13 protein-coding genes and 1 riboswitch are annotated in these 14,825 nt (G+C 38.0%); of the genes, 3 read left to right on the forward strand and 10 right to left on the reverse strand.

The features are described 5' to 3' along the window. Positions 1-71: 71 nt before the first annotated feature. The 3 genes from dapA to KQI83_RS07725 form a co-directional block, all read right to left on the reverse strand. The gene (dapA, locus tag KQI83_RS07710) at positions 72-962 is read right to left on the reverse strand and encodes a 4-hydroxy-tetrahydrodipicolinate synthase (protein WP_216556320.1); all 891 of its coding nucleotides are present in this window, start codon (positions 960-962) and stop codon (positions 72-74) included. 144 nt (positions 963-1,106) lie between these two features. Further along, positions 1,107-1,289: riboswitch (Lysine riboswitch) on the reverse strand. A gap of 57 nt (positions 1,290-1,346) precedes the next feature. Beyond that, positions 1,347-1,832 carry a cob(I)yrinic acid a,c-diamide adenosyltransferase gene (locus KQI83_RS07720; RefSeq protein WP_216556325.1) on the reverse strand — a complete coding sequence of 162 codons (486 nt, stop codon included), beginning with the start codon at positions 1,830-1,832 and terminating at the stop codon, positions 1,347-1,349. 134 nt (positions 1,833-1,966) lie between these two features. Further along, positions 1,967-2,593, reverse strand: a complete 627-nt coding sequence (locus tag KQI83_RS07725) for a single-stranded DNA-binding protein (protein ID WP_216556328.1) — start codon at positions 2,591-2,593, stop codon at positions 1,967-1,969. 181 nt (positions 2,594-2,774) lie between these two features. Between KQI83_RS07725 and KQI83_RS07730 the strand changes: the two genes are divergently transcribed. Next, entirely contained in the window at positions 2,775-3,296 is a 522-nt protein-coding gene (locus KQI83_RS07730) for a peptidylprolyl isomerase (protein ID WP_216556608.1), read from the forward strand. 4 nt (positions 3,297-3,300) lie between these two features. Here KQI83_RS07730 and KQI83_RS07735 read toward each other — a convergent pair whose 3' ends face one another. Together KQI83_RS07735 and KQI83_RS07740 are read right to left on the reverse strand one after the other, a co-directional pair. Further along, the gene (locus KQI83_RS07735; RefSeq protein ID WP_216556331.1) at positions 3,301-4,137 is read right to left on the reverse strand and encodes a hypothetical protein; all 837 of its coding nucleotides are present in this window, start codon (positions 4,135-4,137) and stop codon (positions 3,301-3,303) included. A 198-nt stretch (positions 4,138-4,335) separates the two neighbouring features. Next, positions 4,336-5,094, reverse strand: coding sequence for an N-acetylmuramoyl-L-alanine amidase (locus KQI83_RS07740; protein ID WP_216556334.1), 759 nt, complete (start codon positions 5,092-5,094; stop codon positions 4,336-4,338). A gap of 434 nt (positions 5,095-5,528) precedes the next feature. Between KQI83_RS07740 and KQI83_RS07745 the strand changes: the two genes are divergently transcribed. Together KQI83_RS07745 and KQI83_RS07750 are read left to right on the forward strand one after the other, a co-directional pair. Next, positions 5,529-6,497 carry a beta-ketoacyl-ACP synthase III gene (locus KQI83_RS07745; RefSeq protein ID WP_216556336.1) on the forward strand — a complete coding sequence of 323 codons (969 nt, stop codon included), beginning with the start codon at positions 5,529-5,531 and terminating at the stop codon, positions 6,495-6,497. 86 nt (positions 6,498-6,583) lie between these two features. Continuing rightward, complete coding sequence (locus tag KQI83_RS07750; protein ID WP_216556338.1) at positions 6,584-7,456, forward strand: DegV family protein; 873 nt, start codon at positions 6,584-6,586, stop codon at positions 7,454-7,456. A 114-nt stretch (positions 7,457-7,570) separates the two neighbouring features. Here the strand turns inward: KQI83_RS07750 and KQI83_RS07755 are convergent, their stop codons facing one another. The 5 genes from KQI83_RS07755 to abc-f form a co-directional block, all read right to left on the reverse strand. Beyond that, the gene (locus KQI83_RS07755; protein WP_216556340.1) at positions 7,571-9,388 is read right to left on the reverse strand and encodes a hypothetical protein; all 1,818 of its coding nucleotides are present in this window, start codon (positions 9,386-9,388) and stop codon (positions 7,571-7,573) included. A gap of 76 nt (positions 9,389-9,464) precedes the next feature. Then, positions 9,465-10,364 (reverse strand): ABC transporter ATP-binding protein, encoded by a 900-nt coding sequence (locus tag KQI83_RS07760; protein ID WP_216556342.1) that lies wholly within the window; start codon positions 10,362-10,364, stop codon positions 9,465-9,467. 30 nt (positions 10,365-10,394) lie between these two features. Next, entirely contained in the window at positions 10,395-11,561 is a 1,167-nt protein-coding gene (gene nrdD, locus KQI83_RS07765) for an anaerobic ribonucleoside-triphosphate reductase (RefSeq protein WP_216556343.1), read from the reverse strand. A gap of 69 nt (positions 11,562-11,630) precedes the next feature. After that, positions 11,631-12,890, reverse strand: coding sequence for a GTPase HflX (gene hflX, locus KQI83_RS07770; RefSeq protein WP_216556345.1), 1,260 nt, complete (start codon positions 12,888-12,890; stop codon positions 11,631-11,633). A gap of 83 nt (positions 12,891-12,973) precedes the next feature. Further along, positions 12,974-14,509: a ribosomal protection-like ABC-F family protein gene (gene abc-f, locus KQI83_RS07775; RefSeq protein ID WP_216556347.1), complete on the reverse strand. Its 1,536-nt coding sequence runs from the start codon at positions 14,507-14,509 to the stop codon at positions 12,974-12,976. Positions 14,510-14,825 lie beyond the last annotated feature (316 nt).

Consider the following 14,825-nt stretch of genomic DNA (forward strand, 5'->3'; position numbering starts at 1 on the left):
ATGTTTCCTCCTAAATCTCTTATGTACAACTTGAGCTGTCCGGACTCCGAACAGCTCTGTAATAATTATTTTTATGCTAATTTGATACCAAACTCCTGCATTGCCTTAGCAAGTCTCTTTACATTTTCCGGTTCCATTTCAGTTAATGGGGAACGTAAAGGTCCCACTTTCCATCCCATCAGATTCATAGCTGCTTTTACCGGAATTGGGTTTACCTCACAAAACAGTGCCTCTACTAATGGAATTGCCTTAATCTGCATTTCTAATGCCTCTTTATGATTTCCATTTAAGTAGTTCATTACCATATCATGTGTGAACTTTGGTGCAACATTGGATAATACGGAAATTACTCCAATACCACCACAAGAAAGTAATGGAATTACCTGACCGTCTTCTCCGGAATAAAGATCAATATCTCCCTGAGTCAGTTCCATAACTTTAAGACTGTATGCTATATCACCAACTGCATCTTTCATTGCAATAATATTGTCTACATCTTTTACCAGGGTTGCTGCTGTTTCTGCTGCAATTTTACATCCCGTTCTGCTTGGAACATTATATAAAATCATTGGCAAATCTACGCTTTTTGCAATCTGGGTATAATGATTAATTAATCCTTTTTGAGTTGCTTTATTATAATATGGAGTTACCACCAACAATCCATCTGCGCCTGCATCCTGAGCTTCTTTTGATAACTCAATTGCTGTCTTTGTACAGTTGGAACCTGTTCCCGCAATGACAGGAATTCTTTTCTTTGCAAAAGATACTGCTGCACGAATCGCCTCTAAATGTTCTTCTACCGTAAGTGTAGATGCTTCTCCGGTTGTTCCTGTAATAATGATACTGTCTGTACCATTCTGAATCTGGTCCTCAATAATCTCTCCCAGTTTATCAAAATCTACTTCTAAATTTCTCTTCATTGGTGTAATAATAGCAACACCGGCGCCTTTAAAAAGTGCCATTTTTCTTCCTCCTTTTATAAAGAACTCATCCTGCACGGAGTGCTCCTATATCACAGGAATTTCCTATGACATTAAAAAGCCGACTCGCGACAGTCGGCTTAAAGATTTTAATACATGTGGAACTTCTCCACACTTTGTACATAAATCCTCGATAGCGCCCCATCTGCCTCTTCAACACGATGACAGTCATACAATTCTTCATCATATGCCCAAGAATAATTCCAACAGGAAAATCATTCTTTCGGCGTTCTTCCCTTTCCATTATCTTCTTCTGTGCCTGCCACATCCGATAACTTACTTATGAATCACGCAACCTCTATCTTGTATAATATTTTCATTTAAAAGTAATATAGCATTTTCCTTATGCAAAGTCAATACATTTGCCTACTCTTCGCTTTGAATCTTATAGATTTTGCCAACATATTTCCGAAGTGCATCACTCATGACTCTTCCGGTAAACATAATCTCTGTATCTTCAGACCTTGCACTCATCAGGCTTTCCAATTCTTCTTCGGAAATCATCTGATTATCCAACAAGCCTAAAAATTCATCTAAAATCAAAAGATTACATTCTCCTGTCACCAAAACCTTCTTTGCAAAGTTAAATCCATTTCGGATATTCATACTTTCTTCCTGTCTTTCCTCTTCGGACAGTTCTGTAAAGTTTTTTTCGGAACGGGCAAAGCTGAATAACTTTATTTCCGGCTCCAGCCTTCTTAAAAATTCCAGCTCTTCTTCTTTCTTTCCCTTCAGGAACTGAATAATAATTACGTTCTTTCCCTGACTTGCACACTGTATTGCGTATCCTATTGCTGCTGTAGTCTTTCCTTTTCCATCGCCGCAATAAACAGTAACTTTTTCCTCATACATGCCTTTTTCCTCTTTCTTTTTCGAAACTTCTAATTTCAAAAAGCTATCCAGATTTTTTTAAGATACCACACTCCTTTGGAAAATGCAAACTTTTATTAATAAACGCAAGGAAAATTGGTGTAATATTAATCTATTTACTCTATATACTCTACTTTACTTACTGATATTTCATAAGCAATCCGATGCTCTGCTTCTGTTTCTGAAAGCTTTTTTACATACTCTCTGCTCTGAATTCTTCCGTAAACCTGCACATGCCCGCCAACTTCAAAGGTAGACGCAAATCGTGCATTTCTTCCCCAACAGATACATGGTATGTAATCAGACTTTCCATAGGAACGATTGACTGCGATTAACAAGTCTGCGATTTCCCGTCCTAATGGTGTTTTTCGATAAATTGGAGGTTTACAAATATATCCATCTAAGAAAATCTGATTACTTCTTTCTCCTTCTGGAATTTCTGATACAAATTCCAGCTCTCTTGCAAAGACTGACAATACTAAACGATTCTTTTTTTCCTCATGACGGTTATAAGAACGGAACTGTCCATCTACTCTGATACACTGACCTATATAAGATTGCTGTGTATCAATGAGTCGCTCTGAAACCATCACCGGTATCGTATCTGCATAATTACTAAGACGATTTACGGATACTTCTATCATATAGAATCCTTCTCCGTACACTTGATGACTGTACTGAAAGTCTGAAATGATTTCTCCTGTTACTGTTACTTGGTTGTTTTCAAAAATTTTATCTGCCATGAATGATTAATCCCCTTTCGTATATCGATGGCATATCGATGAAGTATAAATTTTTCTAAAGAATACCATCCGGTTCTTAAAAATATTCGCAGTTCGTGTCGATAGTATTTGCACTTTACGAATTAACATTTTTAGGCTAAAATAGGGTACATATAAAATGATAGAAAAGAGGTTCCTATTTATGGCACAAAATCCAATTGTTACATTTGAAATGGAAAATGGCGATATTATGAAAGCCGAATTATATCCAGAAGTTGCACCAAATACCGTAAATAACTTTATCAGCCTGATAAGCAAAGGCTATTATGACGGTTTAATCTTTCACCGCGTAATTCGTGGATTTATGATTCAAGGTGGCTGCCCGGATGGTACTGGTATGGGTGGTCCTGGTTACAGCATTAAGGGCGAATTTTCCAGCAACGGATTTGCAAATGATTTAAAACATACTCCTGGCGTTTTATCTATGGCGCGCACTATGGCTCCAAACTCTGCCGGTTCTCAGTTCTTTATCATGCATCAGAACTCTCCTCATTTAGACGGAGACTATGCTGCTTTCGGACAAATTGTTGAAGGTATGGATGTTGTAAATAAGATTGCTGAAACAGCTACTGACTATTCCGATCGTCCAATGGAACCACAGGTAATAAAAAAAGTTACTGTTGAAACCTTTGGCGAATCTTATCCGGAACCAGAAACCTGTTAATTTTTTAACACTCTAAGAAATTCCGTGTTTCTATTCCTGCCAGTTGCATGATAAGCTGTGTACTTCTTGTAAGTTCTTGCTCAAATTCTAAGCCACACTTACCTTGCAGCTGGCTTTTTACATACCCGGAAGCCCTTCCTTTCATTCCTGCTGCTTGCAGATGCACATTATATGGAATGGCTCCTATATTTTTTTCGTCAACCCGATAGATTCGCTCTAAATTTTCTCTGGTATACACGGACTCTTCAAAATAATTTCCCACCAGGAAAAACACTTCTCCCTGAAATCGCATACGTTTCCGGTAATACTCCCCGATAGTTTCTTCCTCCTGATGCATATTCATTACACAAACATCTGCCTGTTCTAACATTTTTATAGAAAAATCATCTTTTCTACATCCGCAATCAATAAATACCACATCAAAACAGTTTTCCATTTTTTGCTCAATCAGTTCCATTTTTTGAAATACTTCTTCCTTATCCCACCATTTTCCATATTGCTTCTTTCCTGCCGGCAGACAATATAGACGTTTTGGTACCACCTGTTTCATCTGTTGCTTTATATAATCATCTGTAAATTCTTCCGTTTCACTCTTACGAAGCAGTAAATCCAACCCACTTGCAACATAGTAATTACTTTCTTCGGCTACCATACATGGTTGTCTCCATATGTCTTTTGTATTTTCTGAAAATTGAAACTGATTTTCTAAGTCCTGATCCTCATATCCTCCTGCCAATACTGCTATGGAAACAGGATAAAGCATTGCTGCTGCACAGGCTATCGCTGCCATGTTAAAGGTACTTCCAGCCTGTTCCTTTTCACTCCAAAATACAATTTTCATTTACGTTTTTCTCCTCTCGTTTCCTTTCTTACCTATTTTCTGTAATTGTATATAGTTGAGAGGGATTTTCTTATTCCTGGTTTTATCCTGATTTTGGAATTTCTCACTGATTTCGTGAAGATAAATACAAAAAAGATGTTCTCATCATACTTAACTTCCCGCTAAATGTAAATATTATTTTTGCATTTTATAAAAATTTTAGATTCTTACTACTAAAGTTTCATATCCTTGTCGACGTAACTGCGTCTGCAAATTTGTTGCTGCGTCTAATGTTGGCTCTCTTCCTACTACTACCGCAAAATATGGTTCTTCTCTTCTTACAGTTACGGTATACCCCATTTCTTCCAATTCTTCCTGTAAATACTCTGCATTGGAACGATACCGAAACAATCCTACCTGAACGCCATACTGTCTTGCCTGTGGTGCAAGGGGAATGGATTCCTCAATCCCACGCACAATTGCATCTGCCATCTCATTAAACTGCTCATCAAAAATACGATTATCTGCATCATTATTAATAAATCCAAGTTCTAACAACACTGCCGGCATATTGGTTCTTCGAAGCACTACCAATCCGGGACGTTCTACCACACCTAAGTCCTTGAACCCGAGAGCTACCAGCTGTTCCATAATATTCTCTCCGATTTGAGCGGCTCTGGTATTATCTGAATAAACCAGTGCCTGTGCGCCGCTATAAGTATTTGGAACCTCACCGGAATTTCGATGAAAGGAAAAGAAATAATCTGCTCCTGCATTGTTCGCTTTCTGCGCTTTCTGAAATGGGGTATCATATACATCTGTAGTCCTTGTATACAATACATTATATCCTGCATCTTCCAGTCTTTCCCCTACTGCCAATCCAATTTTCAGATTGTCATCCTTTTCCTTTCTTCCCTTATAAGTGGCTCCATTATCCATTCCGCCATGTCCACTATCAATCATAATTGTCGGTGCCATGATTCCTCCATGCTTTTTCTTTTATCATATGAATTCTTAGAAATAAATGTTCCTGTTGTGAGCATTTCCTAAGTTCGGTGTTTGAGGTTTTTCCTTCTTCTGGCATACCCATTCGTTCTTTTATGCTACTGTAAGAAGAACACAAAGTGTTCAACATATGAAATGAGATTTTTGTATTCAGCCTCTACTATACGAAGGGAAAAACCGAGTTTCGAATTAGGAAAATTAATATCATTTATTCAAATGCAATATTTAGCCATGCTAAAAAGTGTGTCCGATTTTGCCCATTCAAGTCTGAATAAAATCAGAAATAAAAATATTCAATTTCCCATAAGCATTTATTTCCAAAGTTTCCATTGACAAATTCGGATTGCTACCTTATAGTATGAATATAATTATTTTGATTATCAAACTATTTTAGGATGGAATTACATATGAGATTAAAAATTATTGGTACTGGAAGCTATCTTCCAGAAAAAATTGCAACAAATGACCATATGGCACAACTGGTAGAAACCAATGATGAATGGATTAGTACTCGTACCGGAATCAAACAACGTCACTTAGTTTCTTCTCTAGAGGAAAACACTACTTATATGGCAATTCAGGCTGCCAAAAAAGCACTTGCAGATTCTGGATTACAGGCGGAAGATATTGATGTTATTTTGGTAGCAACTGTTTCTAGCGACTATGTTACTCCCAGTACTGCATGCATGGTGCAAAAAGAGCTTGGTGCTTCCCATGCCGTTTCTTTCGACATTAACGCTGCCTGCGCCGGCTTTTTGTTTGGTCTTAACACCGTAGATGCCTATTTTCGGTGTGGAGTATATCAGACAGCTCTTATCATCGGTGTGGAAACACTTTCTAAAATTGTAGACTGGTCAGACCGTTCTACCTGCGTACTCTTTGGTGACGGTGCCGGTGCTGTTATAGCAAAAGCAGACGAATCCGGTATGATTGCCTGTCTGCAAGGCTCTGACGGAACTCATGCGGAAGTATTATCCTGTAAGGCTCGTAGTAATAACAATCCTTACATTTCTACCGATAAAAATCTGGACTATGTTTTTATGAATGGACAGGAAGTGTTTAAATTTGCTGTCAGAAAAGTTCCTGAATGTTTAAACCTTTTATTGGAACAAGCAAATTTAACCTTAGAGGATGTGGATTATTATTTGCTTCATCAGGCAAATTACCGTATTTTAACCTCTATTGCCAAAAAGTTACATCTTCCAATGGATAAGTTTCCTTCTAATGTGGATCGTTGCGGAAATACTTCAGCTGCCAGCATTCCGATTTTGTTAGATGAGCTGAATCATGAAGGTGTTTTAAAGGAAGGTTCTATTTTATTCCTTTCCGGCTTTGGTGCCGGACTTACCTGGGGTGCTGCTCTTTTAAAATGGTAATTTAATTTGATTGCTATTTCTCTGTTTAACGTGTATACTATGGGTAATGAGCCTATAGGTTCTGCATACTACACAGGAGGAATAATATGAGTAACTATATCATTTCAACCGATAACACTACCGACCTTCCAAAGGAATATATTGAGGAACATCAGCTTCCTTTGCTATATATGCCATGTATTTTGAATGGAGAAACTTTTGATGCCGAACATGAACTTCCGATAAAGGATTTCTATCAGGCAATCCGTGATGGTGCATTACCTACAACTGCGCAAGTCAACCCGACAGTTGCCAAAAATGCATTTTTAAAACTAATGGAAACCCACGATTGTGATATTTTGCATCTTGCTTTTTCTTCTGGCTTAAGCGGTACTTACAATAGTTGCCGTCTGGCTGCTGAGGAATTAGAAGAAGAAAATGCTCCCCATAAAGTAATCGTCATTGATACTTTATGTGCTTCTATGGGAGAGGGACTTTTGGTACACAAGGCTTTGGAAAATCAAAAGAATGGCATGTCCTTAGAAGATAATGCAAAATGGGTAGAAGAACATAAATTAAATCTGGTACATGTTTTCACCGTTGATGACTTGAATCACCTTTACCGCGGTGGTAGAGTCTCTAAGACAGCTGCCGTTGTAGGAACTATGATAAGCCTAAAACCGATTCTTCATGTAGATGATGAAGGACATTTAATTCCTATTGCAAAGTCTCGCGGTAGAAAGAAATCTTTGCAGGCTTTGTTAGATTACATGGACAGTCATATGGGTAGCTATCGTGATAAAAACGATATTGTCTTTATCAGTCACAGTGATGCTTTAGAAGACGCACAGTTTATTGCATCTGAAGTAGAAAAACGTTTTGGAATTTCTAAGTCTCTCATTAATTATATCGGACCTACCATCGGCGCACACACGGGTGTAGGTACTGTAACATTATTCTTTATGGGTGATGAACGATAAACCAATGAACAATACACAAAATGAGCGATAACAAAACTGTTATCGCTCGTTCTTTATTTACGCAAATAGCAATGACGCCAGTAGCAATGAAAATCCTGCGTTTCTTATCGTTTCCTAATAAATATCTTCTGAATCAAAAATCGATTCAAACACTTCCTCTGTCATCAACTTATGTTTTTCATTCACATATCCCATTTTTTCTAACTGTGCAATGGTGTTCTTACATGCCTTTGTTAAAATAATTCCGGTATATTCCACTGTCCTTCCGTCTGCAATATCCCAGGTTGTAGTTGCATCCATTCCGTACTGCAAAAGATGTGCTCCCTTAGGTGGCGTATAACAAATTGTCAGCGTATTTACATAAGTATTTTTTACACGTTCTTTTTCTCCATATGGATAAATGCAATATGCACCTGACGCTACATCCTGTTTGAAAGCCTCTAACAGTTCTTGTGCATCCTCTGTAGAAATATCTATACTTTGAAAGTTACATTCATCATCTACCCAATCAAAACAACTACCGCTTTGAAGTTCTATATTTCCATACTGCTCGGTAAAATAGTATGTCATATAATCCTCATAATTTGCTTCCTGTTCCTGCAATTCCTTTACCGCAGAGCCTTTTTCCTTTACATAGTAATCGTCTATTGGCAGATTATAACTCCAGGTCTGCTTTTTCCCTTTTTTCGTAATATACGTCATATCTACCATCAGATAGTTGCATTCATTTTTTCCATAGTATTTTCTAAAATACTGCTGATATTCATCCTTCGATGCTATTATGTTTTTTTGCAATTTAATATTTTCTTTTATCTTTTCCGGTTCTGTGATATAACGCTGGTAGCTTCCCTGTACATACACTTCTGCCACATCTTCTGCTTTTGGCAACTGTTTTTCCAACTGAAATACATCCGTTTCTAAACTTCCCAGGAATAAAATCATTAACACTACAAGTATTCCGCTTTGTGCCACCAATCCCTTATTAAAAATCTTAAACTGCTTTTCAATAATCATTTCGATTCCAAAGAATGACAGTACTCCTACTCCAATCCAACACCCCAGTAATACCGGAAATGCCTTTCCCATTAACACCTTTTCGGTAAAAAATGTTGTCTGCACAAGCTCTCCTGTCAATCCTGCGCACAGAATCGCTCCAAACCATCTTACCACCGGTTTTATCCAAGAAATCACTATCATATCTCCTGCACATTCCAGCTGTCTTTTTCGATAAATGATAAGGGCTACTACTGCAAATATTACTCCTGCCAAAACATACCATTTTAAACAGGACATTCCCTCTATGGTTGGCAACTTCAGTCCTGCACCTTCCGGATAGACTACTCCCACTTTTTCTCTAAAATATTCAAATGGAACCAAGCCTAAACCATAGACCTCATTATTTCCGGCAAATCCATAAATCAATGCCTGTCGCACCATATTCCAAATGCTCCAGATTCCCTTGTACATATAATTGATCAATACAAAATACGCCGGTGCTGCCACTATATTTCCTGTGAGCATAACGCAAAAAACGCCCAGACTATATGCAAAAAATGTCTCTCCTGTTACAATTCCAAGCCACTGCAACAAGTACTCCAAATGATTAATTCCGTTTCCAAACCAAATAAATACAGTAATCAGGAAAGAAACTAACTGGGGAACCAACATAAACAAAATACCGGATAAATAGTTTGTCACAAATAACTCTTCCCTACGCACAGGTAATGCATGAATCATATTTACGCTTCTGCTTGTATACAAGTAGGAAAATACAGCAACCGCACTGGAAATGGAAAAAATGAAAATCACCCATGCATTCATGGACAAATCAAATCCTTCTAAGGCATTGATTACCTTCATATAACTTTGTTCCGTAGCCGTTAATCCTGCCCCATTATAATTTCTTAAATTAAAATAGGAATAAATAGGCATACTCCAAATACAAAGTATACTGTACAACACCCAAATAGGCCAAAAATGCGTTATATTTTTCCGAAATATTGTCCGATTAAAAAAGGATATCTTTGACCGCATAATCTGCTCCTCCCATTTCATATATAAAAATTTCCTCCAATGTTAATGGGAGTACATCTATAAATAATGGTTTCATTTTTTCTAATTCTACTTTTGCCTGCTCCGGATTTCCCTTCACAATTAAAGTATATACCCTTCCGGTATTACTCATATGCATAACTTCAAAATTCTCCGGTAACACCGGCATTCCCTGCTCAAACGCTACCTGAACCTTTGATACATTTCCCTGCAATTCACATAAGGAATGTTCCAGAATCACCTGTCCCTGATTCATGATTCCCACATAGTTACAGACATCTTCTAATTCACGCAAATTGTGGGATGAAATGAGAACCGTCATTTCTTTTGCTACTACTTCACTCAAAATCAAACTCCACATTTGTCTGCGCATTACCGGGTCCAGTCCATCTACCGGTTCATCCAATACCAGTAATTCCGGACCGGCACACAAGGCTAACCACAATGCCACTTGTTTTTGCATTCCTTTTGACAATTTTCGAATATGTCGCTTTACATCAATATTGGGAAAAAACTCTCTTAACCGTTCAAACAACTTTTCATTAAAATTTGGATAAATTCCCGCATAGAACCGCTTCATTTCCAAGGTGTCTGCCTGCATAAAATAAAACAATTCATCCGGAATATATGCCATTTTACTCTTTACCGTATTATTTTCATATACAGGTTCTCCTGCCACACAAACTGTTCCCGCATCCGGTCGATATACTCCTGTAATATGGCGTATCAGTGTAGATTTTCCTGCCCCGTTTGGCCCTACCAGACCATAGATAGAACCCTTGGGCACATGCATATTCGTTCCGTTCAAAGCACTGCAATCGTCAAATTTTTTCCATAAATTCTCTATTTGTACCACGCTGTTTTGCTCCTCTTTCTTCTCTTGCAATCATATCATATTTAAATCTATCGGCATTACTTCTAAATTATACAAACTTCCGTATAATTTCTCATAATCCCGCACTCGTTCTTCCATATGGTTTAATACTTCTTTGGTAAATTCCTGTGTTTCCCCGGTAATAAAATCAGCATTTAACCATTTTGCGTTTTTCTGAGCTTCTCGAAGCCCTATAGCACCAATGGTAGAAAAGTGTTGTTGAAAATCTCCAAGATATCGTTTGGTATATGGATATAACCCTTCTTCTAATAACCTTGTAATCACATCACGCTTGATTTTTAATGCCCGTGCCGCTATATCCATCATTTCATCCAGCCGATAATAGAACTCTTCCTCGTCTTGAGAAACATATGCCATTTTAGGTATATTGATATTCACAATGCCTATGGAACCTGTATTTTCATCCGTACCAAAACTTTCTTTCGACTTTTCTCTTACCTGCCGTAAGTTAATGCGCAGTCTGGCACACATGGGCTGCACGTCACCAAACTCCATGTCCTCTTGAATATCCTGCACCTGCTCTTCCATCATTATCTCTAAGAAAGCGCGATTTATCATATCCATTTCTGGTTTACATTCCTGATAGGTGAAGTCCAGTTCCTTGCCCCCTACCATGGCAGGAAGCTGTGCGAAATCCTCCGGTACTGCCCAATCCAAAATTATATTGGAAAATGACAACTGCGTTCCCCAGCCTTTCATTCGATTTGCTTCACGGATAAAGGATTCTATGCAGGTTTTCACCTGTGTATAGGTTAGTTCGTCCTTTTTTACAAAAGGGGCAAGATAGGTATCAAAGGAAAACAGAGCCTGAGGGCCTGACCATTCATTCTGCATAATTTTCAAAAACCTGATTATCTGGCTGAAAAGTGCCGGTAAATGTCTTGTAGGAGCAAACGTATTCTTGGGGTTGTCTCCCACAATTCCCTCCTGCACCAGTTTTCTTAAAGACCATCCGGTACAATAACCGGTCAGCCTAGACAGGTCATGAATATAAATCTCCTTATTGCAATGCGCCTGCACAATCTCATCATCGTAAATTTCCGATAACCAGTAATCTGCTGCAATCTTACCTGCATTGCTTAAAATCAGCCCTCCCACAGAATACATCAAGGCAGACTGTTCACTTTCCCAGCCTTCTGCCAACTTTCCATAACTCATGTTTTCCCACCTCTTTTCCTTGCCACCGCTCACATATCACTAATATTTTTATTATAGCAGACTTTCCTTCTATTTCATACTGTTTTCCAAATTCCGATATAATTCTACCGGTACAAATGCTTTTACATAAATGCCATCATCACGGTATTCTTCTTCCAAAAGCTCGCCATACTTACGAATAATGGTAAGCTGCCCACCCTCACTATAGGGAAAAGTTCCTTCCAAAAGCTTTTTATCTTCTCTTAGGATTTCCTCTAAGGTCTCTTTAAACTTTGGCAGCCCTTCTCCGGTTCTTGCAGAAATCCGCAAAGTCTTATCTGCCTTAAAGTCATGCAAAATCTCCGGTTCTTCCACCTTATCCAATTTATTGAATAAGGTAATCACCTTCTTATCTTTTACACCAAGCATTTCCAATGTTTCGTATACAGTATGCATCTGTTTATCTTTCTGCGGATTGGAGGCATCCACCACATGAATAATCATATCTGCATATTTCGCTTCTTCCAGCGTACTTTTAAATGCTTCTACCAAATGATGTGGTAATTTTCGTATAAATCCAACGGTATCTGTCAGCAATATCTCCTGTCCACTGTCTAACTTCAAACTTCGCGTAGTTGGGTCTAGGGTTGCAAATAATTTATCTTCTTCTAATACCTGGGCATTGGTTAATGTATTAAGTAATGTAGACTTTCCTGCATTGGTATATCCTACAATTGCCGCCACTTTTGTCTGATTACGGCTTCTCTGTCCTCTGGTAACTTCTCTGTGTTTTCGCACCTCTGCCAATTCACGATTTAACTGAGCAATGCGGGTCTTAATAAGACGTCTGTCCATCTCCAGTTTCTTTTCTCCCGGTCCTCTGGTTCCGATTCCACCGCCCAGTCGTGAAAGGGAAATTCCTAAGCCTGTCAATCTGCTAAGTCGGTATTTGAGCTGTGCCAGTTCTACCTGAATCTTACCTTCACTGGTGGATGCCCGTGCCGCAAAAATATCCAAAATAATCAATGTTCGATCCATAACTTTGGTATCTAACACATCTTCGATATTTCGTATCTGCGCCGGTGTCAATTCATCATCGCAGACAATTCCAGTTGCTTCAAATTCCTCTATCATTTGTCGTAATTCCTGTAACTTTCCGGTTCCCACATAAGTTCCCGGATGTATGGACTCTCTGCTTTGAATGGCAGTTCCCACTACCTGAGCACCTGCTGTTTTAACTAATTCTGCCAATTCTAATAAAGAATCTTCTGTGTCATCTCCATCATTTAAACTAACACCTACCAAAATTACTTTTTCTTCTATATCTTCTATTTTAATTGGTTCTTTCATAAATTTACGCCTTTCTTTTCTGTTTATTTATTCTGCTTATTCATTTTACTTACTCACTTTACTTACTCATTTTGCTGTTCATTTTATAAACGCACAATGTTTGTTTTTACTTTTTCCACAAAGGTTTTATCATGTTCCACCAGAATCATTGTGGGGCGATATTTCATTATCAGTTCCCCTAATTGTATTCTGGAAAAAATATCAATAAAATTAAGGGGTTCATCCCAAATATATACATGTGCATGGTCGCATAAGCTTCGTGCCAGCAGTACTTTTTTCTTCTGACCTTCCGAAAAATCTTCCATTCGTTTCTCAAAGTGTCCTCTGGCAAAGTCCATTTTTCGCAAAAATTGCTTAAATAATGTTTCATCCACCTTTTCTGCTACAATATAGTCTTGCAATTTTCCATGTAAATGGGAGGTATCCTGTGAAACATAGGAAATCTTAAGTCCGCTTGCTACTTCCAGCAATCCTGTACTTTTTAGTGGTTCTTTCCCGGTGGAAATTTCTTCTTGTTCTCTCAATTGTTTATCGGCTGCTTCTAATATTGCCTTAAGCACAGTAGACTTTCCACATCCATTTTTTCCTTCTAATACCAGACACTCTCCCTGTCGCAACTGAAAAGATATCTTTGACTGCACTTCTTCTTCCCCATAATATAAGGCAAGATTCTTTGCTTCTATCAGCAAATCCTTATGATGCTTTTCTTGTACCAGTCGAATATTTTCCCTGGTTTCCACATTTTTTAACAGTTTTGATTTTTCTTCCAGCTCCTTTTCTCTTCGGTGTTCCATGTTTTTTCTGCGTCTTTGCATTCGTCTGGACTTTTCACCCACATACGCTCTGGTATCAATGGATTTTTCATACTTCAATGACTTCTTTCCTATTTTGGTGGACTCCACTTCATCTGCCCAATTTTCTGCCTGTCTTGCCGCTACGGTGAGTCTTCGAATGTCTTTCTTTAATCTTTCGTTTTCTGCCAATTCAAAGGCATCCTGACGTTCTTTATTTTCCCACCAACTTGAAAAATTACCAGCCACAATTTCAATATTATTTTTATTGATGGACAGCACATGGTCAATACACCCATCTAAAAACGTCCGGTCATGGGATACTAAAATAAATCCTTTTTTCCGTTTTAAATAAGCGCAGACAATCGCTCTGGCTTCCATATCCAAATGGTTGGTGGGTTCATCAATTAGCAGAAAATGATTTTCCTTTAAAAATAATACCGCTAACAATACCTTTGTCTGTTCTCCATAACTTAAGGTATCAAAAGGACGAAACCACACATCTTCACTTCCTTGCAAATACGACCATTCTCTGCACAGTTCCCAGAACTCATATTGGGGATATATTTCTTCTACCACCTCTATGGTCTGTTTCGTTTTATCTTTTACTTCGTACGGAAAATAATCAAACGCTACACTTTTGGAAATAGTTCCCCGATATTCATATTTTTCCAAAAGCAAGTTCAAAAATGTGGTTTTTCCTCTTCCATTTCTTCCGATAAATCCTAACTTCCAATCTGTGTCAATCTGAAAAGACACATCCTCAAAAATATTTTCATAACTTCCTTCGTAATAAAATGTCAAATGACTTACATCTATTCTAGACATATCCATCACACTCCTTTATGATGGCTGCCCCGTATTTCGACATACGTTCTGTTCTATTTTTATCCTTTTTCATTTTATTGCACAACTTTGCCAAGTGTACTTCCTTAGCAGAGCGTTTTGTATGCACTGAAACGCAATTTCCTATTGCATGCAAAAAGAGATGTAAGAACTTCTTACATCTCTTTATTACTTCGTGATAAAAGATATTAGAATTTCCTGTCAAACGGGGCATACCAATGTACTCCAACAAAGAGGGCATACTACTGCACTCTCCGTCATTGATATGCTTCTTTTATTCGTTTTATTAACAGGAAAT

The organism is Roseburia sp. MSJ-14, assembly GCF_018918225.1.
Classification (GTDB): Bacteria; Bacillota; Clostridia; order Lachnospirales; family Lachnospiraceae; genus Petralouisia.